Source organism: Butyricicoccus intestinisimiae, from assembly GCF_018918345.1.
In the GTDB taxonomy this organism is placed as follows: Bacteria; Bacillota; Clostridia; order Oscillospirales; family Butyricicoccaceae; genus Butyricicoccus_A; species Butyricicoccus_A intestinisimiae.
Map to the genome: position 1 here is coordinate 107,625 of NZ_JAHLQI010000003.1, position 23,722 is coordinate 131,346.

The 23,722-nt window shown below is 52.7% G+C and carries 22 protein-coding genes and 1 riboswitch; of the genes, 5 read left to right on the top strand and 17 right to left on the bottom strand.

Annotation, left to right across the window (positions count from 1 at the left end; genetic code table 11):
* Positions 1-177 precede the first annotated feature (177 nt).
* The gene (locus KQI75_RS07040) at positions 178-1,128 is read left to right on the top strand and encodes a LysR family transcriptional regulator (RefSeq protein WP_216470035.1); all 951 of its coding nucleotides are present in this window, start codon (positions 178-180) and stop codon (positions 1,126-1,128) included.
* A gap of 21 nt (positions 1,129-1,149) precedes the next feature.
* Here KQI75_RS07040 and KQI75_RS13760 read toward each other — a convergent pair whose 3' ends face one another.
* From KQI75_RS13760 to KQI75_RS07100, 12 genes are all read right to left on the bottom strand, one after another.
* Positions 1,150-1,860 (bottom strand): alpha/beta hydrolase, encoded by a 711-nt coding sequence (locus KQI75_RS13760; protein WP_216470036.1) that lies wholly within the window; start codon positions 1,858-1,860, stop codon positions 1,150-1,152.
* Positions 1,861-2,097: 237 nt separating this feature from the next.
* Positions 2,098-3,903, bottom strand: coding sequence for an aspartate--tRNA ligase (aspS, locus tag KQI75_RS07050; RefSeq protein ID WP_216470037.1), 1,806 nt, complete (start codon positions 3,901-3,903; stop codon positions 2,098-2,100).
* A 29-nt stretch (positions 3,904-3,932) separates the two neighbouring features.
* Entirely contained in the window at positions 3,933-5,198 is a 1,266-nt protein-coding gene (gene hisS / locus KQI75_RS07055) for a histidine--tRNA ligase (protein ID WP_216470038.1), read from the bottom strand.
* A 125-nt stretch (positions 5,199-5,323) separates the two neighbouring features.
* Complete coding sequence (mgsA, locus tag KQI75_RS07060; RefSeq protein ID WP_216470039.1) at positions 5,324-5,734, bottom strand: methylglyoxal synthase; 411 nt, start codon at positions 5,732-5,734, stop codon at positions 5,324-5,326.
* Positions 5,735-5,781: 47 nt separating this feature from the next.
* On the bottom strand, positions 5,782-6,531 hold the full coding sequence (minD, locus tag KQI75_RS07065; RefSeq protein WP_216470040.1) for a septum site-determining protein MinD: 750 nt from the start codon (positions 6,529-6,531) through the stop codon (positions 5,782-5,784).
* Positions 6,532-6,664: 133 nt separating this feature from the next.
* On the bottom strand, positions 6,665-8,755 hold the full coding sequence (locus KQI75_RS07070; protein WP_216470041.1) for a penicillin-binding transpeptidase domain-containing protein: 2,091 nt from the start codon (positions 8,753-8,755) through the stop codon (positions 6,665-6,667).
* Positions 8,742-9,302 carry a rod shape-determining protein MreD gene (locus KQI75_RS07075; RefSeq protein ID WP_216470042.1) on the bottom strand — a complete coding sequence of 187 codons (561 nt, stop codon included), beginning with the start codon at positions 9,300-9,302 and terminating at the stop codon, positions 8,742-8,744. Before KQI75_RS07075 ends, KQI75_RS07070 begins: the two co-directional genes overlap by 14 nt.
* 11 nt (positions 9,303-9,313) lie before the next feature.
* Positions 9,314-10,147, bottom strand: coding sequence for a rod shape-determining protein MreC (gene mreC, locus KQI75_RS07080; protein WP_216470043.1), 834 nt, complete (start codon positions 10,145-10,147; stop codon positions 9,314-9,316).
* Positions 10,148-10,174: 27 nt separating this feature from the next.
* A complete protein-coding gene (locus KQI75_RS07085) occupies positions 10,175-10,780 on the bottom strand; it encodes a Maf family protein (protein WP_246566486.1) in 606 nt (201 codons plus the stop codon).
* A gap of 13 nt (positions 10,781-10,793) precedes the next feature.
* Positions 10,794-11,246 carry a dUTP diphosphatase gene (gene dut / locus KQI75_RS07090; protein WP_216470044.1) on the bottom strand — a complete coding sequence of 151 codons (453 nt, stop codon included), beginning with the start codon at positions 11,244-11,246 and terminating at the stop codon, positions 10,794-10,796.
* A gap of 2 nt (positions 11,247-11,248) precedes the next feature.
* Complete coding sequence (locus KQI75_RS07095; protein ID WP_216470045.1) at positions 11,249-13,360, bottom strand: U32 family peptidase; 2,112 nt, start codon at positions 13,358-13,360, stop codon at positions 11,249-11,251.
* Positions 13,360-14,343: a cell division protein ZapA gene (locus KQI75_RS07100; protein WP_216470046.1), complete on the bottom strand. Its 984-nt coding sequence runs from the start codon at positions 14,341-14,343 to the stop codon at positions 13,360-13,362. Before KQI75_RS07100 ends, KQI75_RS07095 begins: the two co-directional genes overlap by 1 nt.
* Before the next feature lie 290 nt (positions 14,344-14,633).
* Here KQI75_RS07100 and proB point away from each other — a divergent pair, with 290 nt between their 5' ends.
* The 3 genes from proB to KQI75_RS07115 are packed head-to-tail and all read left to right on the top strand — an operon-like array spanning position 14,634 to position 17,325.
* Positions 14,634-15,440 carry a glutamate 5-kinase gene (gene proB, locus KQI75_RS07105; RefSeq protein ID WP_216470047.1) on the top strand — a complete coding sequence of 269 codons (807 nt, stop codon included), beginning with the start codon at positions 14,634-14,636 and terminating at the stop codon, positions 15,438-15,440.
* A gap of 6 nt (positions 15,441-15,446) precedes the next feature.
* The gene (locus tag KQI75_RS07110) at positions 15,447-16,694 is read left to right on the top strand and encodes a glutamate-5-semialdehyde dehydrogenase (RefSeq protein WP_216470048.1); all 1,248 of its coding nucleotides are present in this window, start codon (positions 15,447-15,449) and stop codon (positions 16,692-16,694) included.
* Positions 16,695-16,722: 28 nt separating this feature from the next.
* Entirely contained in the window at positions 16,723-17,325 is a 603-nt protein-coding gene (locus tag KQI75_RS07115) for a CYTH domain-containing protein (protein ID WP_216470049.1), read from the top strand.
* Between the two features lie 111 nt (positions 17,326-17,436).
* Here the strand turns inward: KQI75_RS07115 and KQI75_RS07120 are convergent, their stop codons facing one another.
* The 3 genes from KQI75_RS07120 to KQI75_RS07130 all read right to left on the bottom strand — a co-directional run bounded on the left by KQI75_RS07120 (position 17,437) and on the right by KQI75_RS07130 (position 19,334).
* Positions 17,437-17,991 carry a folate family ECF transporter S component gene (locus KQI75_RS07120; RefSeq protein ID WP_216470050.1) on the bottom strand — a complete coding sequence of 185 codons (555 nt, stop codon included), beginning with the start codon at positions 17,989-17,991 and terminating at the stop codon, positions 17,437-17,439.
* A gap of 60 nt (positions 17,992-18,051) precedes the next feature.
* Positions 18,052-18,147, bottom strand: a riboswitch (THF riboswitch).
* 45 nt (positions 18,148-18,192) lie between these two features.
* The gene (locus tag KQI75_RS07125) at positions 18,193-18,699 is read right to left on the bottom strand and encodes a CarD family transcriptional regulator (RefSeq protein ID WP_216470051.1); all 507 of its coding nucleotides are present in this window, start codon (positions 18,697-18,699) and stop codon (positions 18,193-18,195) included.
* Positions 18,700-18,884: 185 nt separating this feature from the next.
* Positions 18,885-19,334: an Rrf2 family transcriptional regulator gene (locus KQI75_RS07130; RefSeq protein ID WP_216470052.1), complete on the bottom strand. Its 450-nt coding sequence runs from the start codon at positions 19,332-19,334 to the stop codon at positions 18,885-18,887.
* Positions 19,335-19,513: 179 nt separating this feature from the next.
* Here KQI75_RS07130 and KQI75_RS07135 point away from each other — a divergent pair, with 179 nt between their 5' ends.
* Positions 19,514-19,909 (top strand): pyridoxamine 5'-phosphate oxidase family protein, encoded by a 396-nt coding sequence (locus KQI75_RS07135; protein ID WP_216470053.1) that lies wholly within the window; start codon positions 19,514-19,516, stop codon positions 19,907-19,909.
* Between the two features lie 130 nt (positions 19,910-20,039).
* Here KQI75_RS07135 and KQI75_RS07140 read toward each other — a convergent pair whose 3' ends face one another.
* A complete protein-coding gene (locus tag KQI75_RS07140) occupies positions 20,040-21,695 on the bottom strand; it encodes a solute:sodium symporter family transporter (RefSeq protein WP_216470054.1) in 1,656 nt (551 codons plus the stop codon).
* Between the two features lie 337 nt (positions 21,696-22,032).
* Entirely contained in the window at positions 22,033-23,478 is a 1,446-nt protein-coding gene (locus KQI75_RS07145; RefSeq protein WP_246566487.1) for an MFS transporter, read from the bottom strand.
* Between the last annotated feature and the right edge of the window lie 244 nt (positions 23,479-23,722).

A 23,722-nucleotide genomic window follows, 5' to 3' on the forward strand; every position in this document is an offset into this window, starting at 1 on the left:
CTGCACGATGCGTTCCAATTCATATTGCAGCCGAAAGGGTTTCGCAATGTAAGCGGATTTCCGCTTGTTTCAATCACTGTTTGTATTATATCCAGAAACAGCATATAAATCAAATATTGTTTTTTTATATTTGATATAATTAAATGCTTATGATATACTTTCCTTGGAGGTGTCCGCATGTTTCGCAATATGGAATACGTATATGCTGTGTACAAAGAAATGAGCTTTTCCCGCGCCGCAGAAAAGCTGTTTATCTCACAGCCCGCGCTGAGCGCCATGGTCAAAAAAGTAGAAAAGCGCATCGGCAGCCCGATTTTCGACCGCTCCTGTTCCCCGATTCGGCTGACCAACTGCGGCAAGGAATACATCAGCTGCATCGAACAAATCATGGATGTGGAATACCAGTTTTCCCAATACTTAAACCAAACCGAACATCTGCTCATCGGCTCGCTGTCCATCGGCGCAAACAGCATCTTTGCGTCTTTTTTGCTGCCGTCCTGCATGACGGCATTCGCCCGTTTTTATCCCGGCATTCACGTATCTATGACCGAGGCGAACACGGATATATTGCTGGATGCGCTCAACGCCGGAACTCTGGACATTGTTCTGGAAAACTATGATTTGCCCGAGGACATGTATGACAAGCACTATTTATTTACGGAAAATCTCGTCTTGGTCGTTCCCAAGCAGCTGCTTTCCGGAGACATGCTGACCGAGTATCAATTGGATGTCTCGCAAACCGGCAGACCCGTCAATTGGGACGATGTGCCATGCGTGCCGCTGTCCCGCTTTTCACAGCTTCCCTTTTTGGCGCTGCGTGAGGGCAACGACACCCGCACGCGCTTTGACCGGCTGTGTGCACGGTATCACCTGCATCCGGACATCCGGTTGGAGCTGGATCAGCTGACAACCTCGTATCAGGCCGCATGCAGTGGTCTCGGCGCCGCGCTCATCAGCGAGACGATTCTGCACCACACGCGCCAGCCGGATTCTCTGTGCTATTTCCGTCTGGACGAGGATATTTCTTCCCGCCGTGTTTATTTTTATTGCCGGAGAAAAAAGCACATCACGCGCGCGATGGAGGAATTTATTCGCATCAGCACGCAAATGACACATCCGGAACGATAAAAAAAGAACCATTCTGTTGATTCAGAATGGTTCTTCTTCCAGCAATTGTTCTTCTTGTTTGATTGGATCGACTTCCAGACCGCGAATACGCGAGCAGAACTGAAAAATATCGCTGCATACGGCGAGCACAGTTCGACTGCACAGTACATCATGTCCGCCTTCCGGATAGTAGCGAAGACTTTTGTCCGGCACATGCATCTGTTTAAAGAGATGTTCTGCATTGGACGGGTCGCATACGGTGTCATCGCGCGTCTGCAGTACCAGTACCGGACACTGCACACAGCCTGCACCCTGCTTTTTTGTCCGCCGAATCAACTGCCTGAGCTGATGACGAGCGGGCACAGCGCGCACGCCATTGATTCTCGGCTGTAAATCCGATTGGAAAATCCGATTCCACAGATGTATCTGTCGTTCAGAGACACACGGTGTGTTGACAAAAATGCTCGCAGCAGGTTTTAAATCCTGCATATGCAGCAGCAAAACACCGCCCAAAGACAAGCCAACCAGTGCAACTCTTTGGTATTGCTTGCGCAGCGCCAAATATTCCATGCGGACACCATGAACCCAATGGTCCTTATCCAGCCGCAGTTCTTCGCTTCCAGAAGGTGTGGTCAGAAATGTGTCAATGCCGCTGTCACACATGTGATCGCGCAGAATAACGCCAGCCTGACTGCCCGCGCCAAAACCGCTGACAATGAGACAGCAGAAGTCGTTTTTGGTTTCATTCGGCACGTTTTGCTTCCTCCACATTCGAGCAAGCCGCGTTTTGCAGCCTGCGTTCTTTTCACGTTTACCATTATAGCACTCATGCCTTTCAAATGAAACGAACAATCTGTGAACAATTTAGCAACAGTTTGGTTACAAAAATCGCACAGGATTATGCATTTTTATGTATTTATCGTTCTTTTTCCTGCAAAAAATCACAAGCCTCTTTCCAGACCGGAAAGAGGCTTGTTTTATGATATCAGCTTATTCTTCTTCACTGCTGTCCAATGCCAGCGCCAGATGCAGCTCATCCAGCTGCTTCTGATCGACAGCAGACGGGCAAGCGGTCATCAATTCGGATGCATTCTGTACCTTCGGGAAGGCAATGACATCGCGGATAGAATCCAGACCTGCCAGCAGCATGCACAGACGATCCAGACCGTATGCCAAGCCGCCGTGCGGAGGTGCACCATACTTGAACGCGGTCAGCAGATGGCCAAAGCGCTCCTGTGCGTCCTCGTCCGAGAAGCCCAGTGCACGGAACATGCGCGCCTGTGTCTCGGTGGAATGGATACGGATGGAACCGCCGCCCAGCTCGCAGCCGTTGAGGATGATGTCGTATGCCTTTGCGCGAACCTTTGCCGGATCGCTCTCCAGAATATCCAAATCCTCGTCCATCGGAGCGGTGAACGGATGGTGCATCGCAACATAACGATTTTCTTCTTCGCTGTACTCAAACTGCGGGAATTCAACAACCCACAGCAGCTTATAATCATGCGGATCAATGACGCCGAGACGCTTTGCCAGCTCGCAGCGCAGCGCGCCCAGAGCGGTCACAGCGGTCTGCCAATCGCTGTCAGCGACAACGAACAGCAGGTCGCCGTCCTTTGCCTGTGCCTTTGCCTTGATTGCTTCAATTTCGTCCTCAGACAGGAATTTTGCGAACGAGGAAGTCATCTTTCCGTCGGCAGCCAGCTTCATCCAAGCCAGACCCTTTGCGCGATACGTCTTGACAAAATCCTGCAGCTTGTCGATTTCCTTGCGCGGGAACTTGTCTGCGCCGCCGTTGATGTTAATCAGACGAACGGTACCGCCGTCTTCTACGGCACCCTTGAATACCTTGAACGAGCAATCCTTTGCAATATCAGAAATATCTACGATTTCATAGCCAAAACGCAGATCCGGCTTGTCGGAGCCGTACTTGTCCATGGCATCCTGCCACTTCATGCGCGGCAGCGGCAGCTGAATGTCCACATCCAGCACTTCCTTGAATACGCGCTTGAGGAAGCCTTCGTTGACGGCAATGACATCGTCCTGCTCAACAAAGGACATCTCCAGGTCGATCTGGGTAAACTCCGGCTGACGGTCAGCGCGCAGATCCTCATCACGGAAGCAGCGCGTGATCTGCATATAGCGGTCAACGCCGGACAGCATGAGCAGCTGCTTGTACTGCTGCGGAGACTGCGGCAGAGCATAGAACTTGCCCGGATGTACGCGGGACGGTACCAGATAGTCGCGGGCGCCTTCCGGCGTGGATTTCTGCAGCATCGGGGTCTCGATTTCCAAAAATCCCTGCTCGTCAAAATAATTGCGGGCGATCTGGGTCACGCGGTGGCGCAGAGCCAGATTGCGCTGCATGGACGGACGGCGCAGATCCAGATAGCGATACTTCAGACGCAGCTGATCGTTGACTTCCTTGTTGTCGGAAATCTCAAACGGAGTGGTCTCCGACTTGGACAGCACACGAATATCCGTAACGGCAATCTCTACTTCGCCGGTCGGCATCTTCTTGTTGATGGCGTTGGCATCACGCAGAACAACCTTGCCGCGGATTGCCAGCACATACTCGGTGCGCACGCCGAACGCAATATCAAACAACTCTGCATTGACGGACTTGTCAAAGGTGCACTGGATGGTACCGGTGCGGTCACGCAGCAGCAGGAACAGGACGCCGCCGTTGTCACGGGTGCGCTCGCACCAGCCGTTTACGGTTACTTCCTTTTCTGCATCCGCTGCACGCAGCTCGCCGCACCATACGGTGCGCTTCATGCCATGAATGGATGTATTCATAAAAAACCTCTTCCTTTTATCTTGGATATTTATGCCATGACAACAGCAGCAATTGCCTCTGCCGTCAATTCTGTCTCTGTCTGTTCGCCGGTTTCCATGTTCTTGACGCGCAGCACCTTGCTCTCCAGCTCGCCATCACCGATAACGGCAGAGAAACGCGCGCCGATGCGATCCGCATGCTTCATTTGTGCACGCAGTCCGCGGCCGACCAGATCGCGCTCTGCAGATACACCGAGCTGACGCAGGTCATATACCAACTTCTGCACCGGACGATCCGCCTCGTCACCCAGCGGCGCCAGATAGATATCCGCCTTCGGCGGCTCCGGGAACGGCGCGTCGACAGCTTCCATCACCATAATCAGACGCTCCAGACCGCAGCCAAAGCCCATGCCCGGTGTTGCCTGGCCGCCCAGCTGGGAAATCAGACCGTCATACCGGCCGCCGCCGCAAATCGTGCCCTGCGCGCCGATATTGGTGGAAACGAACTCAAAGACCGTCTTGGTATAGTAGTCCAGACCGCGAACGATGTTGGTGTCAATTTCATACGCAATGCCCATATCGTCCAGATAGGTCTTTACTTTTTCAAAATGCTCACGGCAGTCATCACACAGATAATCCAGCGCAATCGGCGCGTCTGCTGCCACCTTCTTGCAGGATTCCTGCTTGCAGTCGAGAATACGCATCGGGTTGCGATCCAGACGGTTCAGGCAGTCCTCACACAGACAGTCCTTGTGCTGGTTGAGATAGCCCTTGAGCATGTCATAGTACTTCGGGCGGCAGTTCGGGCAGCCAATCGAGTTGATGTGCACCTTTACCTCGGTGATGCCCAGACGCTTGAGCGCGGTATCTGCCAGAGAGATGATCTCCGCATCGGTTGCCGGTGTCGGTGCGCCAAAACATTCCACGCCGAACTGATGATGCTCGCGCAGACGACCCTTCTGTACATTTTCGTAGCGATAATTCGGCACGATGTAGTATGCCTTGAACGGAAGTCCCTTTGCATACAGGGAATTTTCCAGATATGCACGGACTGTGGAGGAAGTTCCTTCCGGACGCAGAGTTACGGAGCGTCCGCCTTTATCGGTAAACGTGTACATTTCCTTCTGTACAACGTCTGTTGTGTCACCGATGCCACGGTTAAACAGCTCCGTGTGCTCAAAATTCGGGAAGCGAATTTCCTCAAAACCATACTCCATCGCAATGGTTCGCAGTACGCCTTCCACATAATGCCATTTGTATACCTCGGACGGTACAATATCCTTGGTGCCCTTCGGGGCTTTGATGAGTTCAGCCATAAATGGTTATTCCTTTCCGGCGCACGGCACGCGCCGCCGCCCTTTGTTTCTGCTGCGAACAAATCACAGTGACGAAAAACAGGCGGTCTTGGAAAACCGCCTGATTCTTTTTTCTTTTGTCGCCGTTATCTCTTCGGCTTCGGGTTGACGATATCGCGCCAATCCAAATCGCCGCGATCCAGACCAAGAACCAGCATTTCCGCCGTTGCAACATTGGTTGCAATCGGGATGTTGTGCATGTCGCACAGTCGGATCAGGGAATGCAGATCCGGCTCGTACTCGCTGTTGGAGTTCGGGTCACGGAAGAACAGCACCATGTCAATCTCGTTGTACGATACACGAGCACTAATCTGCTGCTCACCGCCCTGCATGCCCGCAAGATACCGTTCAATCTTCAGACCGGTAGCATCTGCCACCAGCTTACCCGTCGTTCCTGTCGCGCAAAGATTATGCTTGGACAGAATTCCGCAGTATGCCATACAGAACTGAATCATCAGTTCCTTTCTTTTATCATGTGCAATCAGTGCAATATTCAAGTTCAGACACCCTCCTTACCGGTCTTTCGCTGCTTTTCACTTCTTATTTATAAACGCATCAGCGGTACTTCTTCACCGTGCAGCCGCCGCGCAATGTTCTGGTAGGCAGCTGCTGCGCTTCTTGCTTTGTCAGACTGTACCGGCTTTCCGGCACCCGCCGCAACCGAGACAGCTTCGTCCTCCGGCACAATGCCGAGCAGACATAGTCCCGTCGCGTCCATGGCATCGTCTACGGTTCCAATCGCGCCCCTGCGGATCAGTCGTCTGCGAATGCGGTTGACAACCAGCCGAACCTGCATCACGCCGTCATCTTCCAGCACACGCGCCATGCGCTCTGCGCCGCGCAGACTGCCGCTTCCGCCGCAGGTGATAATAATCGCCTCATCTGCCACGGCCGCAAACGCGTGATATTCTTCTGCGAGCCCCGCCGGTCCGTCGATGAGAATGTAGTCGAACGCCTCCTCATTTGCCTGACGCGCCAGCAGACGCATGCCGTCCGCCGTCAGCGCGCCGGATTTGAGCGGCTCCGCCGGAGCAGTGAGCAGGAAGAGTTTTTCCAAATCCGGATGATGCGCCGCTGCTTCTGTGAGCGGAATCATGCCGGACGCAACATCCGCAAAGCTAAATACCACGCGGTCGCTCATGCCGAGCACAATATCCAGGTTGCGCAAACCGGAGTCCCCGTCCACAACGAGAACCTTATGATCCTGCTTCGCCAGCGCAGCGCCAACGCCCGCTGCCAGAGAGGTTTTGCCTGTTCCTCCCTTGCCGGATGCAATAACAATGATTTTCGTCATAACGCCTCCTGCTAATCAATAAAATTATATACCAAATCCATGTTTTGCACAAGTGTTTTCTGTTGTCTTTTTTGACATTTGTTACAATCGCTGTGCGCTTGCACACGGCAAGCGCACAGTTTTTTTGCAATTGTTATGCGATAACATCGTAGGCGCCGACATCCTGCGTTCCTGTCGTGCCGTCCGAGGTTCCATCCGTGCTGTTTTTGTCGGAATAGAAGTACGCATCATAAATATCGCGCACAACCGGTGCGACATTGTTGCCCGAATCGCCGCCCTCAATGATGACGCAAACCGCGATCTGCGGATCTTTATACGGTGCATACGAGATAAAGATACCGTTATCCAGCTTGGTGCCGGAAATCTGCGCAGTACCCGACTTGCCGGCAACCTTGATGGAATAGTTTGCAAATACCGACGATGCGGTACCGTCTTCACCGGTAACCTTCGCCATACCTTGCTGAACCAGCTTCCACGTGCTGTCTGCCGCCTCAATCTTGTTGCGCACCGTGGCTTCCTTCGTGTAAATCGTATCGGAATAGTCATACGCCTTGACGGAACGCAGCAAATGCGCTTCGTACTGTGTACCGTTGGATGCAATAGCCGCACAATAGTTGGCGAGCTGCAGCGGCGTAAACGCATTGTCGCCCTGTCCGATTGCCGTCTGAATGCTGTCTGCTCCGCTCCAATCGCGCAGCGACGAATCGTTTTTCTGTGCCTCTGCACGCTCGGTCGGACCGGCAGCTCTGCCCTTCTTTTCGCCGGACAGCTCCAGACCCGTGTATTCGCCAAGGCCAAACGCCTTTGCGTACTTTTCCAGATTTTCACCGCCGACCAGTCTGCCGGTCTCAAAGAAGAAGTAGTTGCAGGAATCTTCCAGTGCATCTGTGACATCTTCCCAGCCGTGTCCGTGACCGCTCTTATTATAGATCCAGCACTTCGGATGATAGCCCTTAAAATACGTATAGATACCCGTATCGTAAATGCGCGTGTCCGCAGTAATCTTTCCGGTTTCCAGACCGGCAACCGCCGTGACCGGCTTGAACGTCGAGCCGGGCGCATACGTGCCTGCAATCGAGCGGTTGAGCAGCGGTGTCAGCTTGTTTGCCGCCAGCTTTTCATAGTCCTTGTTAAATGTAGCCAGATCATAGGTCGGATAGTTCGCCAGTGCAAGAATTTCGCCGTTGCGAACGTCTACCACGGCAGCCGCGCCGCCCTTTGCGCCGCCAATGCTCTGGCAGCGCTGTGCCAGCGACTGCTCCGCAACCTTCTGCAAGTTGGCATCAATGGTCAAAATAACATTGTTGCCGGACTTTGCCTCCTTGGTTTCTTCCTCGCTCACAACGTTGCCGCGGGCATCGGTCTGAATGGCGCGCTCGCCGTCCGTGCCGCGCAGATATTCCTCAAACGCCTGCTCCGCGCCAGTCTTGCCGACCTGCGCGTTCATGGAGTAGCCATTGTCCTTGTACTTGTCCCAGTCCTCTGCAAAAATCGGGCCGGTGTATCCCAGAATGTTGGCTGCCACATCGCTCTTAATCTCGCGTTCTGCCGAAGTCTCTACTTCTACGCCGGCATATTTCTCCTGCTGCTCGCTGATGCGCACAACAAGATCCATCGAAATGTCGGTTGCCAGTGTAAACGGATTGTACATGGAGAACTGTTCCTGTTCCATCTGATAGCGAATGCCGACAATCTTGCGGGCGTCCGCATCGCTCAAACTGCTGTCCACTTCATACAGCGTGCGCAGATTGTCCACAACCGCATCCGCATCGAGATCTTCTTCCCATTTCTGCTTGGTACAAAACGTCTGCAGGCTCTTGTAATCCGAGGAATCCTCATCCTTTGTGAAGGCGAACGAACCGCGGCGGCCGTTGGAAATCGGCAGCGTATCATTGAGCTCTGCGTCATCCTCTGTGTCTATCAAATTGACCAGCTGCAAAATGCGGTCATTTTGTCCTTCTTTTTCCCAGAAAGCATAGGTAATACACAGCTTATACACGGTCTTATTGGATACCAGTGTCTCACCGTTTCTATCCAAAATATCGCCGCGCGATGCCGGAATGGTGTTTGTATACGTGTACAGCTGGCTCGCTTTGCTGGCGTATTCATCGCCATGAATGATTTGCAGAGAAAACAAATTCGCTGCAACAACCAAGCCGCACAGCAGTCCGCCCACTGTAACAACGGTCAGTCGGTTTAATAATTTTTTCTTATGACGGTCCATCGCTGTCTCCTTCCGTCAACTGCTCCACAGCAATCGCCGCGCGCTTGTTTTGTCCGCTCACCGCGCGAATGACGCGCAGGACAATCGGACTGAAAATCAGCGCAAGGATAATCTGAAGCACGGTTCTGGCGATGAGCAGCCACACACTGATGCTGTCAAACTGAAAGCTGAACAGATACCGGATTGCCGCCAGCGCAGCGATCATACCTGCCGTGCACAGCATCGCGCCGCCCAGCGCATGATTGCGAAACCGATGCATGCCAGTCTGTCCGCACGCAATGCCGCAAATCATGTAGTACAGCGGATATAAGCCTTCCACGCCGGTTCCCGCCACATCATACAGCAGACCGGCAAACAAGCCGCAGGCAAGCCCCGCGCCCGAGCCCATCACGATGCCGACCGCCGCAACAATAAGCGGCAGGATGTCTATATGCACACCGAAAATAGAGACCCGCACGCCCAAGCTGCTCTGCAAAACGTAAGCAAGCGTGAGCAGCAGGATGCAGCACACAACGCGCACCGCAAAATGCAGATTATGTTGTTTCATGCCGCGCCTCCTCAGTCTGCGTTGGTTGTTTCTGTCTCTGTGATAATATACACATTTGTCAGCTCGGACAGCTTAATCATCGGTGCAATCACGGCGTAGTTGGACATGCCGTCGCTCTCCGTCTTGATGCTCTCTACTGTTCCGATGGTCAATCCCTTCGGGAAATATCCACCCGTGCCGCTCGTCGTGACAGAATCACCGACAACAACATCGGCATCCTTGCTCAAATAGCTGACCTTGAGCTTTCCATCGCTCATCAGCTTATAATCGCCTGCTGCCACGCCGATTTCGCCGGTGCGGGTGACCAATGCGCCTGCCGACATGTTTTTATCAATAATCGTTGTCACCTGCGCCGTGTGATCGGACAGGTCACTGATGTATCCCACCATGCCCTGCGAGGTAACGACACAATCATGCTTTTCCAAACCATCCTTGCTTCCCGCATCAATGGTCAGCACGCTCGACCACTCATCCAGCGTGCGGCCGATCACCTGTGCCTGCTCATAGCTGAACGAGGTGTTTCGCTCCGACACGCCGAGCATGGATTTCAGCTCTTTGTTTTCCTTGACATCTGCCTGTGCAGATTCCAGCTGTTTCGTGAGATCTGTCACCTGCTTTTTGAGCGAATCGTTTTCCGCTTTCAGCGCATCATAGCCGTGGAACTTATTGTACGTGTCCGCCACGCCGACAGCCGCATGGGTAATGCCGCGCTCAGCCGGCAGCAGCACGCCGCCCAAGGTGCGCGAGATGATGCTGTCCTTTTTCGCCGCGCCGGTAAACACTGCCAGCACCAGACAAATAATGACGGCAATCACCGCAACGGGAAACCATCTGGTATGAACCATGGCTTTCCAATTTTTTCGCAACTTCGATCAACCTTTCTGTTTTTCCGTACCGGCATCGCAGCCGACCTGCCACAGCATCTCATGCAGCATGCAAATCGGCAGTCCCATGACGCCATAATAATCTCCGTCAATTCCCGTGACAAACAAGCCGCCCATGCCTTGAATGCCATACGCCCCTGCCTTGTCCATCGGCTCTCCGGTCGCGGTGTACGCCTCCGCTTCGCCGTCGCGCAGCGTGCGGAACGTCACATCCGTGACAGACACCTGTGTCAGCTCACGCTCCGGTGTCTTAACGCAAACCGCCGTCATAACCTGATGGGTTCTGCCGGACAGCGCCCGCAGCATGCGCACGGCATCCGCTTCATTTTCCGGCTTACCCAAAATCACATCATCACACACGACAATCGTATCCGATGCGATAATCAGTGCTTGGCAGTCGCTGTGCTGTGCCACTGCCTGCGCCTTGCGCTGCGCAAGACAGGCAACATTCTGTTTGGGCGTAAATCCCGGCGTCAGACTCTCATCCGCATGTGCCGGACACACCTGAAAATCAGAAAAAATACGGGCGAGCAATTCTTTTCTGCGCGGGGACTGGGAAGCGAGAATTACCGGTTGGAATCGAGATTCCATCATTCGGTCAGCCTCCTTATCGTCCGGTCGAGCCAAATCCGCCGCTGCCGCGCGCAGTTTCAGACAAATCGTCCGCCTCTACAGCGATAAACTGCGCCACCGGCAAAATACACAGCTGTGCAATGCGTTCATCCGGCTTAATGGTGTACGCCTTGTCGGACAGATTGACCAGACCGACGGAAATCTCTCCGCGATAGTCGCTGTCAATGACGCCGACGCTGTTGGACAACGTCAAACCGTGCTTGACCGCCAGACCGCTGCGCGCAAAGACAAACGCACCATACGATGCATCCGGCAGCTCAATTGCAAGACCGGTCGGCACAAGCGCCCGTCCCATCGGCGGAATGGTCACTTCTTCATCAATGTTGGCGTGCAGGTCTGCGCCTGCCGCGCCGCTGGTCGCATGCTTCGGAAGCTGTGCGAGCTTTCCCTTCGGGGACGGCATGCGGCGAAATCGTATTGTTATCATGGTTATTCTACTCCTCTGCGGTATAGTCCGCGGGTCATCGGCGCGCCGAAATCCGGCGTCTGTCCGTCTATCACACGGCGCGCAATCTCTGTCGCCTGCCGCGGGCTTTCATCGGAAAACAGCAGCCGCGCATAGGTCACGCCGGTCTGCCGGTATTCTTCCGGTTCCAAATACAGCGGCTGGGAATTATACAGCGTGTTGCGGCAATGTTCCTCTCGGAACACAGGGAACTTTGCGCCCATGCGGTCGGTCAGATAACAGACGCCCTTGGCACAGGCACCGCGGCCGTCTCTGCGGCAGCCGCCCTTTTTGCCTGCTATCATGCAATTTTCCGTAATCATGAGCGGCAGTCTGCCGCACACAATCAACTCGGTTTGCATCGGCTTGTGCATGTCGCGAATCTGCGGCAAACGCAGCTCATAGGACAAGGTCTGCCGCGCCACGCCAATCTGACGCAGCGTTTCCATCGCTTCTCCATTCCATGCATTGAGCCCAAAATCGCCGAATGCAGCCATGCCGCACGCCTGCACCAGCTTAGGCTGTGCGATATTTCCGCACAGCGCGGCGGTGCAGCCCATTCGTTTGCACTGCTCCAGCTGATGCACCACCTGTTTCTGTTCTCTGTCCCAAATAATGCGCGGCAGCACCGGAACCACGCTGCATCCGCGCGCAAGCAGCTCGCGCACACGCGCCTCGTTTTGTGCCATTTCCTGCACCGGAACATAAAACGTCTCAACAGGCAGCTGTGCCATGGCATCGGTCAGCTGTTTGAGCTGCCGCACCTGCACTATATACCCGCAAAAATCACCGCGGGATTCCGTCTGCAACGTCTGTCTCTTGTTTTCACGCAGCGGCGGCAGCGATGCGCGCTGCTGCGTCAGCTGTTCCAGTGCCTGCCGGCGCATATCATTGACGGCGCGCGCGGGTATGCGCAGACCGGAATCCAGCTGTACATCCAGCTCACGCACGGCAAACATGGTTCCGCCGGTTTTTTTCAGCGATTTTTCAATGTCCGCTGCAGTCGTCTCTTTGTGCTGTGCCGCTTCTGCGGCATCCGCTGTGACCGATGCCGTATGCATGCCGTCGGTCACCGTCAACTGCATATCCTGCTGCGTCTTTGCGGTGAAGGACAGCTGAATCGGCACCAGATCTGCCTCTTGTCCTTCTGCATACGAGTGTGCCGCCTCTTGATACAGCGGTTTCAGCTCTTTGTCGGGTGTCTCCGACCGCACGCCGAACATAGACGGACCAATGTTGTCATCCAAATAACCCTGTGTAAAGCCGTCGCGGGAAAATACTTTCGCCAGCGTCTGCATTTCTTCGCGCGTCGGTGCGCGGTTCTCGCGCAAAACAGCCGCATAAATGCGTGTGACAATGGCGACATATTCCGGCCGCTTCATGCGTCCCTCAATTTTGAGAGAGGATACGCCTGCATCGCAAAGCGCCCGCAGGCGCGGCAGCAAACACAGATCCTTCAAACTCATCGGATAGCTGTTTTTTCCGCCATACGGCAGCCGGCACGGCTGCGCGCACAAGCCGCGGTTGCCGCTGCGTCTGCCAATGACAGCGGACAGTTCACACTGTCCGGAATAGCACATGCACAGCGCACCGTGCACAAACACCTCGGTTTCCACGCCGGATTCCTGCGTGATGCGCTGAATTTCTTCCAACGGCAACTCGCGCGACAGCACCACGCGGGAAAATCCCAGCTCTTTTGCCTGCCGCGCGCCTTCCAGCGAATGAATGGTCAGCTGCGTTGATGCATGCAGCACGGCATCCGGAAACGTCTCCCGAATGCAGCGCGCCGCACCGAGATCCTGCACAATCAGCGCGTCCGCACCCGCATCGAGCAGCAGCCGCACATCGCGCAGCAGTGCCGGAATCTCTCGGTCGGATACCAGCGTGTTGACGGTGATATTGGTCTTTACACCGCGCAGACGGCAATACGCAATCGCTTCGCGCATTTGCTCCGGCGAAAAGTTTTTCGCACCGCGGCGGGCATTAAACGTGCCAAATCCCAGATAAACGGCGCCCGCTCCGTTTTGTACGGCAGCGCGCACCGCTTCCATCGAGCCTGCCGGAGCCAGCAGCTCCGGCAATTTTCTGTTCTGCATCACTTAAACAACCGCGCCAAGCGTGCACTTGCATCGCTGAGCTGGCGCTGGGTCAAATTCAGTTCTTTTTCCAGCTCATCGACACGCTGCTGGGTCTTTTCGCTGTCCGCGGTCTTTTCCCGCAGCGCAATCAATTCCTGACCAACGCGCTCTGCCTGCTCCAGATCATTGGTATGACGGGCGTCCGCTTCCACCAGCTGCTGTTCCAGCTCATGAATGCGGCGGCTGTGCGACTCTGCATCCTCGCTTGCGCTCTGCATACGCTGCTGGGTCTCGCTGAGCTTTTGCTCCAGCTCGGAAACGCGGCGGCTGTTCTTTTCCGCACCGCTGTTGCTGTCCTCTACCTGCTGCAGCGCTGCGCGCAGCTGGCTCTCCAGCTCGGATACACGCTTGCCGCTGGTCTCTGCCGCAGCATTTGCCTGCTGCATCTGCTTCTGTGTTTCGTCCAGCTTTTCTGCCAGCTGTGTCGCACGGCGGCTGTGGGTCTCTACATCGGTATTTGCCGCTGCAGCCTGCTGTTTGGTTTCATGCAGTGCGCGTTCCAGTTCCTCGACACGAGCCTGACAAGCATCCTTTTGCGCCGCTTCCTGCTGCAGGCTGTGTACAGACTGTTCCAGCTCTGCAATGCGCGCCTTGTACTCGTTGACTTCCGTCATCTCTTTGTCTTTTTCCTCCGCGGCCTGTTCCAGACTGCGAATTTCTTCCTGTGCATCCGCCAGATCGCGGGACAAATTCTTGTTCTCGTCAAGATACTTGGAAATCTGCGTGCGCAGATTTTCCGAGCCCTTGACCGCCTGTACATAGTTATCTGCAATATCGCAGGCTGTCAGCAGCACTGCCTGCAGCGTGCTGGCACCGCTTTCTTTGATCTTGCACACGCGGTTGTCCACGAGCGCTGCGATCTTGGTCATATATTCCTCATCCTGCTCGCCGGTCATGGTAAACCGGTTGCCGGCAATGACGACCTCGACTCTGTTTTTCATAGAAATCCCTTGCCTCCAATTGTCCGCTCTCACGGTTTCGCTTTCTATTCCGCGGGCGAATTTCTTCATATGGTAGTATTATAGCACAGACCGTTCGGGTTTGTTAACTGTTTGTTGGGGCTCTCCGTATATTTTTGCGCAAAAATTCCATGCAATCCGCAAATATCCGCTCATCGTGTGCATCCTGCACAGAAAATTCACACGACTGGAAATTGTATCCGGCGGCATTTCGTGATAAAATGAAAAACAGTATAGCAAAACCGTACGATTACAAAGGAGATTTCCCCATTATGATGAACCTGAGTCAGGCGCGCCGCATCGTGGTCAAGGTCGGCACTTCGACGCTTACCTATCCGACCGGCAAACTGAACATTCGCGGCATTGAGCGTCTTGTGCGCTGCATTGCAGACCTGCACAACCGCGGCTACGAGATGGTGCTCGTCTCATCCGGCGCCATCGCTGTCGGCGCTGCCAAAATGCGTCTGCCGGAGCGGCCGCAGGAGCTGCGCATGAAGCAGGCTGCCGCCGCTGTCGGCCAGTGCGAGCTGATGCACGTATACGACAAAATTTTCGCCGAATACGGCATCAATACCGCGCAGATTCTTCTCACCACAGAGGATACCGAGGACGAAACCCGCCGCCACAATGTACACAACACCTTTGATGCTCTGCTCGAGACCAAATCGCTGCCGATCGTCAACGAAAACGATACCGTCGCCGTGGAAGAAATTGAGTTCGGCGACAACGACAGTCTTGCCGCCGTGGTATCGCGCGTTTCCAACGCAGATTTGCTCGTTATTTTCACGGATATGGACGGTTTATTCGATGATAACCCGCGCGAAAATCCGGAAGCCCGCCTGATTCCGGTTGTGCATGAAATCAATGACGATTTGCGCGCCATCGCAGGCGGCGCGGGCACAGCCAACGGCACCGGCGGCATGATCACCAAGCTGCACGCAGCCGAGCTGTGCAACGAAAAAAACATCCCGATGTTTGTTGTCAACGGCGCAAAGCCGGAAATTTTATATGATTTGGCAGACGGCCGCCTCGCCGGCACGCTGTTTCTGCCGCCGAATTATGATTCTGCAAGGAGCTGAACGACTATGACATCTGTACTGGATACTTGCAAGCGTGCCGCTGCAGTCAAGCAGGAAATCGGCACACTGGGAACCAAGGAAAAGAACCGCGCACTGCTTGCCATCGCGGATGCTTTGCAGGCACATCGTGCGGAAATTCTCGCCGCCAATCAGCTGGATATTGACGCAGGCAGAAAAAATGGCTTAAACGAAGGCTTGATTGACCGCCTGACGCTGGGCAATGACCGCATTGACGGCGTGGCGGACGGCTGCCGGCAAGTCGCCGCCCTGCCCGACCCAATCGGCGAAGTGACCGAGATGAAGGTCACACCGAACGGCTTGAAAATCGGCAAAAAGCGCGTGCCGATGGGTGTCATCGGCATCATCTATGAAGCGCGCCCGAATGTCACGGTAGACGCCGCCGCTCTGTGCTTCAAGGCCGGTTCCGCCTGCGTCCTGCGCGGCGGCAAAGAAGCGTTTCACTCCAACCAATGCCTGATGGGCATTATGCGCGACGCCATCGCTTCCTGCGGCTTATCCCCAGATATTTTAAATTTGATTGAGGACACCACACATGAGGGTGCCAATGTCATGATGCAGGCAAACGGTCTCATTGACGTGTTGATTCCGCGCGGTTCTGCCCGCCTGATTCAAGCCGTTGTCAAGACGGCTACGGTTCCGGTTATCGAGACCGGCGTGGGCAACTGCCATATTTATGTCGATGCCAGCGCAGATATACCTATGGCACTGGATATTTTGGAAAATGCCAAGTGCCAGCGCATCTCCGTCTGCAACGCGGCGGAAAGCCTGCTTGTACATCGCGACATTGCGGCGCAGTTCCTGCCGCTGGCAAAACAGCGTCTGGACAAGCATCAGGTCATCTGGCACGGCTGTCCGAAAACCTGTGAGATCCTCGGAAACGACATCATTCCGGCAACCGATGACGACTACGGCACGGAGTATCTCAATTACGAGATTTCCTGCAAGGTCATCGACTCAACGGATGCCGCCATTGACCATATCAACCACTACAACACCGGACACTCGGAGGCAATCGTCACGCACGATTACTTCAACGCCCAGCGTTTTCTGGATCGGGTCGATGCCGCCGCTGTTTATGTCAACGCTTCTACCCGCTTTACCGACGGCGGCGAATTTGGCTTTGGCGCAGAAATCGGCATCTCCACCCAAAAGCTGCACGCCCGCGGCCCCATGGGTCTGAAGGAGCTGACCTCAAACAAGTACATCATCTACGGAGAAGGTCAGATTCGATAAGTGTACGGCACAGAAAGGATTTGATCACATGGAGCGCGAATTTAAATGGAATATCAAACAGGCGGAGGATTTTGACGTCCTTGCAGACAGCGATTTCGTCAAACCTCTGGTGACGGAAGAAACGCGGCTGGAAATGGAAGCGGCGTATTATGATACGGCAGACGGCTTGGTTTCCAAAGTGCATGGTGGCTTGCGTCTGCGCCGCGAGAACAAAGAAACAGTCGTTTGCCTCAAGCTGGCTGCCCGCAGCGAATTTGACGGTGCCTGCAAGGCGCGCGAGGAATACGAAGTGTGTGCGGAGGACATCCGTGCCGGCATTCGGCAGCTGCCGTCCGTCGGCGCACCGCAGGACTTTTGCGACCAGCTCATGCAATCGAATTTAATCGAACAGGGCCGCACGATGTTCACGCGCTTTGCCTCTCAGCTGGCATATAAGGGCTGTACCTGCGAGCTGTCGTTTGACTACGGCCGCATGACGCATCTGACCCGCATCGGCACCATCTGCGAGATGGAGCTGGAGTACAAGGGCGGCAGCGATTTTGATTTCGATGAACTGGCAATCACGCTGCAGCGCAAGTTCCAACTGGAACCGCAGCCGCTGTCTAAGCTCGCACGAATGATGAGATTATAAATTCATATAGAAAGCAGAAAGAACCACTGGCATTACGCCAGTGGTTCTTTGTTATGCAATATCTTACCTTTGCGTCAGCTGAAGGAGTCTGCTTATGCCTTCACACGTCTATTATCTTCTGATGATATTTCTCTGATGGAGCGCGTCCAAAATGCGCGGCAGCAGAACCGCATACACGACCGCTGTGACAATGCCCACCAAAATGCGCGGCGGGATGGCAACATAAATCGCCAAAAAGGATTGATAGTATCCATACAGCATCTGTTCCACCAGCATGGCTCCTGTATTGCACAGCGTCACAAGAACCGAAGTAAGACAGGTTTCCAGCGCCAGAATGTGGAATTTTGTGCTGCCCCGAAACGCACGGAACAGCAATCCCATAGACAAGCCGCGCATCACCGCGGGAAGAATCCATAAAATCGTTGTCGCACTAAACCCATAGGTCAGCATCTGCCCGACAAATGCACCGGTAAAGCCGGTCGCCGCTCCCCAAACCGGTCCGCCGAACACAGCCATAACCAGTACCGGCAAGCCGCTCAGCGATATTTTCAAGTTTCCGGCAAACGGAACACTGATGCTTACCGCCAAGAAGTCGAGACCGACATACATGGCAGCCATCATGCCTGCCATGCACATCATGCGAATGTTGTTTTGTGTTTTGTTCAAAATAAAATACCTCCTTATACCCGTTGTTCCGAAATATAAGGAGGTAAGATCCGTATTTCCGGCAGCGGGATGCAACACCTGAACCGCGGATGTTCCTTCGTCTATATGGCAACTCCCCGTCCATACAGCACTTAACGCTCAGATGCCTACTCTGCATAAGCTTGTCTATTATACCTCTAACGCTGTGATTTGTCTACTGTTTTACGCCTGCGCACCCGCAATGCGTTTTTGAATATACGGCTGCACCTGATCGAAGCCGATGCCCAGTGCAACGGACAATTCGCCGTACAGCAGCTTTTCTGCCCGTTTCATGTACTGCTGATCCGTCGAACCCATGTGCCGCCCCGCTTTCATCGAGCGGTGATTCTTGCGATGCACGACCTTAATCAGACGAATCAGATCTTCATTTTCATGCGTATTCAGGCAAGCACGATATTTCTCGCTCTGCATCCGAATGTCCCGATTGTTTTCCAGCTCCTCCGGAATCTCCGGAATGCGGTCAATCAGCTGCTCGGCATCCGTCCGCGACATCACCGGACGCATAAATGCCTTGGTATCTACCGGTGTGTAAATAACCTCTTTGTCGTATACCGGCGCCAGCGTATAATACAGCTTTTCTTTATCCGAAATTCCCTCCGGATGTCCCACATCCTCTACGCGGCAAACGCCCGTACTTCCATACATGACCAGTTCTCCGACTTGATACATACTTACACTCCTTTTCCGATTTGTTCTTATTTTGTCGTATTGTTCCAGTTATATTATAACACCATTTTTATCCTCCGGTAACATTTATTTTGAAAAAAAGTGCCAATTTTTTCTGGTTCTGCAAGTTTTTCATGCGCCAAATATCAAAAAGATTTCCAATAGCGGCAGCAAAAAAGAGTAGCTTCTCATGAGAAACTGCTCTTTTCTGTCGTATCTTTTCGCTGAAGATCCTCCATCAGCTGCTGTACCGTGACCGCACGCAATTGGTTTTCCATTGCCAGCGCAGCGGCGTCTAAATAGCCGCTCAGGATACCATGTACCTCGCGTCCGACCGGACAGGCGGGGTTTGGGTTCTCATGAAAATGAAATAACGGCTCTTCTTTCGGCTCTACTGCGCGAAAGATATCCAGCAGGGTAATCTCCTCCGGCGGCTTGGCCAGTGAAGCACCGCCGACGCCTGCTTCTACGCGAACCAAGCCCGCCTTTTTCAGCTGTCCCAGCGTCTTGCGGATGATAACCGGATTGACATTGACGCTTCCCGCCAAAAAATCCGATGTAATTTTACAGTCCTCCCCAAACCGCACAATACACATCAAAATGTGCGCTGCAATGGGGAGTCTGGAAGAAAACTGCATATATTTGGCCTCCTGTGTTCAATAAAAATATTGTAGCATCGGCGCATCACACTGTCAACGAAGAAAAAATTTTCAATTTTTCTTGTTGTAACCATTGACATTACAACAAGCATGTGGTATTTTATTGTTGTAATTGACGTGGTTACAACATTTCAAACAACAGCATGGAGGTTTTTATCATGGAAAAGATTATTGCGTTTTTACAGGAAAATCCGGTTCAGTATCTGGCAACCGTAGGCCGTGACGGCAAAGCAAAGTGTCGTCCGTTCATGTTTGCCGGTGAGATGGACGGCAAGCTGTGGTTCTGCACCAACAATCAGAAAGACGTATACAAGGATATGCAGGAAAATCCAAACATCGAGATTTCTGTGTCCAGCCCGTCTTATGCATGGATTCGCCTGCACGGCAAGGCTGTCTTTGAGAACAACATGGCGGCAAAGGAACTGTGCATCGCCAATCCGATTGTCAAAGGGCAGTACCAAACCGCAGACAACCCGATTTTCGAGGTATTCTATCTGGAAGATCCGCACGGCGTGATTGCCGACTTCTCCGGCAACCCGCCTTATGAATTCTAACCCATGGACGATGCATGAAGCAAAAGAAAATCGCCGACAGCCCCTGAAACTGCCGGCGATTTTCTTTTGTTTGGTGTTGTGGAGAGAGTTTTTTTGACAGATAGTCTGTCGGAGAGAAAAGTCGAAATGATTACGCTCCCAAACCGAGCGGAGAGAATGCTGCATAAACGATGATGCACAGCGCGATGATAGCAACCGCGCATACCTTGCGGTACTTCCACGGAGTCATATCAACCGCATGAACATCTTCCTGCTCCCAAGCTTCCATGTCCGGATGATCTTTCTTGTTCTTGTGGTTGAGGAATGCCATGATGAGCAGTTCAATTGGCCACAGAACGAGGATTGCGTACAGATAATGGATGGAGCCGCCGACTACTGGATACTGCGGAGCGATAATCAGGAACAGACCATAGCAGATGATGTGGAAAATCATGATGAACTTTGCAGCGTACTGCGGCAGATACTTGAAGAAGAAGCCGCCGAATACTGCGGACAGAACCGGAAGACCGATCAGCATGACAAACGAATCCAGGAACGTCTTGAGGCCTGCTGGGAAGAAGTATACCATCGGACCTACGATTGTCGTAGCGACAGCAAAAACAATACCAATGTTCTTGCCAACCTGAACCAGCTTCATCTCAGAAGCTTCCGGATTGATGTACTCATGATAAATGTCCATGGTGAACATGGTATTTACCGAGTTGAGTACGGAATTAAACGAGGAGAGAATTGCGCCGAACATAACCGCTGCAAAGAAGCCCATGAGCGGTGCCGGAATAACCTCTGTTACCAGCTGCGGATATGCCGCATCCATCATAGAAACCTGATTTCCGTGAAGTTCGAACAGCGCGTATGCAATCACGCCCGGCAGTGCCAGATACATGAAGCCGATAATCTTGAGGAATGCGCAGTACAGAGCACCCTTCTGTGCTTCCTTCAAGTTTTCTGCGGCGAGAACGCGCTGAATGAACGACTGATGGGTACACCAAGACTGGAGACCGAGGAAAATCAAGCCGGTAAAGACGGTAATCCACGGAACCTCTGGTGCCTCTGCGGTCAACTTGCCAATCGAATTGAGCTTTTCCGGATAGGTCTGCGCCAGATACTTGAAGCCGTCAATGATTGCAATGCCGTCGTATCCAGCCGCATTGCCCAGCACGTGCAGCGCAAAAAACGGAATCATAAAGCCGCCGATTAACAGGCCGACACCGTTTACGGTATCGGATACGGCTACTGCCTTCAGACCGCCGAAAATCGCATAGATAGAGCCGACAATGCTGATGACAATACACAGCACAACGACAGAACCGAAGGTAGACAGTCCGAAAATATCGGATACGTGGAAGATGTTTTCAAATACCAGAGAACCGGAATACAGAATAACCGGAATCTGTACAACAAGGTACAAAATGATGTATGCGATGGAGAACCACAGCTTGGTGGAACGTCCGAAGCGCTGACCGATCAGCTGCGGAATCGTCGTGATGCCGCCCTTCAAGTATCGCGGGGCCGCCCACAGCGCAAGAACAATACAGCACGGAGCTGCGACAATTTCAAACGCCATCGGGCTCATACCGACCAGCCAAGTCTGTCCGTTCGTGCCGACCAGCTGTTCAGCCGAAAGGTTTGTCAGAAGCAAAGATCCCGCAATTACAAATCCAGGAAGTCCGCGTCCTGCCAAAAAATATCCGTCTGCTGTTGTCTGGTCATCTCCTTTTGTCTTGAGGTAGGAAATGACAGCGACAAGAACAGTAAAGCCAATAAAGGTTACCAATGTCCAAATCATATGTTTTCACTCTTTCTTTCTATATCTCTTTTTATGACTGATATAAACATTTATTTTACTTTTATATCGCAAAATAATCTTTGTCCGGCAATACGGTCGGCCGTGCCGTGCTGCCTTCTCTTTTTTACAGTCCCTATTATACCAGCACATATATGCGTGCACAATGCCCGCTGTTGCGTAAAAGTTTCTTGATTTTGCTCTAGCCATTTTGTGCAAATACTTGTTTTTCCGCATAGCAAACAAAATAAACTTTTCCGTAAATTCCAGACACACAAAAACCGCCGCCCGGAGAGTGGGCGACGGCCAGAGAGAGTTAAAAGTATGATGTTAGCAGTTTTTAGAGTTCACCGCGCTGTTCGCGTTCCTTGAGGTCTGCCATAATCGTATCATAGTGCTTGTCCAGCTTATAGAACAGCAGTACGATGACAGCGGCGCCCCACAGGATAATCGGGCCATAGATGAACATATTTTGAATCATGTGCAGAGCGGAGTCCGGCTGAACAACCGCCTTGCCGGTCGAGCTAATATATCCGCTCGCTGTCAGCAGCATACCAATGATGCCGCCTGCAACGCCCTGACCGAACTTGGTTCCGACACTGCTTCCGCTCATAATCAGGCTTTCCTGACGAACGTGTGTTTTCCACTGACCATACTCGATGACATCGCAGATCATGCCGAATACACACGCGTTGAGCGGAACCGTACCGATGGCACGCAGAACCGTGACGCCCATCGCCATTGCCACACTGTTCGGATTGGTCATCAGAATGCACTGTGCAACAACAACGAGAATCGAACCTGCCAGCGCCAAATCGCGCTTACCGAAGCGGCGCAGCAGTACCTGACTGAACAGAACACCGCTGATAATAACGACCATCTCGATGGTATACATCACGCTGTACAGCTCATCGTTGCCCAAAATATACTTGCAGAAATACGGCGCGGTTGTGCCGAATACTGCATTGTAGCTGGACTGTACCATCCACAGAACGGTAACCGCCCAGAAATACTTATTGGTGAACAAAGCCTTCAGATTCTTGCCGAGGCCAATGTTGCTCTTTTCTGCGGCTTCAATGTGTACGCGCTCCTCGCAGTTCTTAAAGCACAGCAGCAGCAGGATGACTGCGATGACTGCCCAAATGCTCATGGTCTTAACCCATGCCATCTGATCCGAACCAAATACCTTGACCAGCGGCAGAGTGAATGTCACTGCAATGATACGTCCGAACGGAGACATTGCCATGCGGAAAATGCCGAGCAAATCACGTCCGTGGGAAGAACGCGTCATCATTGCGGACATCGTGCCATACGGCAGGTTTACAGCAGTGTACAGAACCGTTGTCACCAGATTGTATGTGACAAGGATGTACCAGAACTGCAGCATTGGAGTTGTCTGCGGCACCATCATAAGCAGAACTGCGGCAACGCCAAACGGAACTGCCATCCACAAAATCCATGGACGCGCCTTGCCCCATTTGGAATTTGTCTTGCTGACAATAATGCCCATGACGAAGTCGGAAACGCCGTCCAGACAACGAGAAATAATCATAACCAGACCGACCGTCATCGCCGGAACGCCAACGTAGTCGGTATAAAACAGAGTGATGAGAGATGCCACCAATCCATACACAATGTTACAAGATACGTCTCCGAATCCGTAACAAATTTTCTCTCGCATAGTTGGCATATCATCCTGTGCGCGCATACCAAGATTTTCTGCTGTTTTCTCTTTTATGGTAAGAGAATCGCCAGAAATCACTGCGCCAGATTCCATACTTTTCATGATTTGCTCCTTACTTTTTGTTAAAATCTTACTTTTTCTTGTGCACTCTCCCTAAAAAACGTGATGAAGAGAAATGATTCTGCAGTGCTATTTCGCACATATAATCATCTATTTTCCGGTATTTATCATGTTTTTTGTAACTTTCATCTTGTTTGGTTTTTATTATACCAACCGTTTACTGTGCAGACAATATACATTTGCCACAAAGAATTTATATATTTTGCTTTTTATTTTATAAAAATCT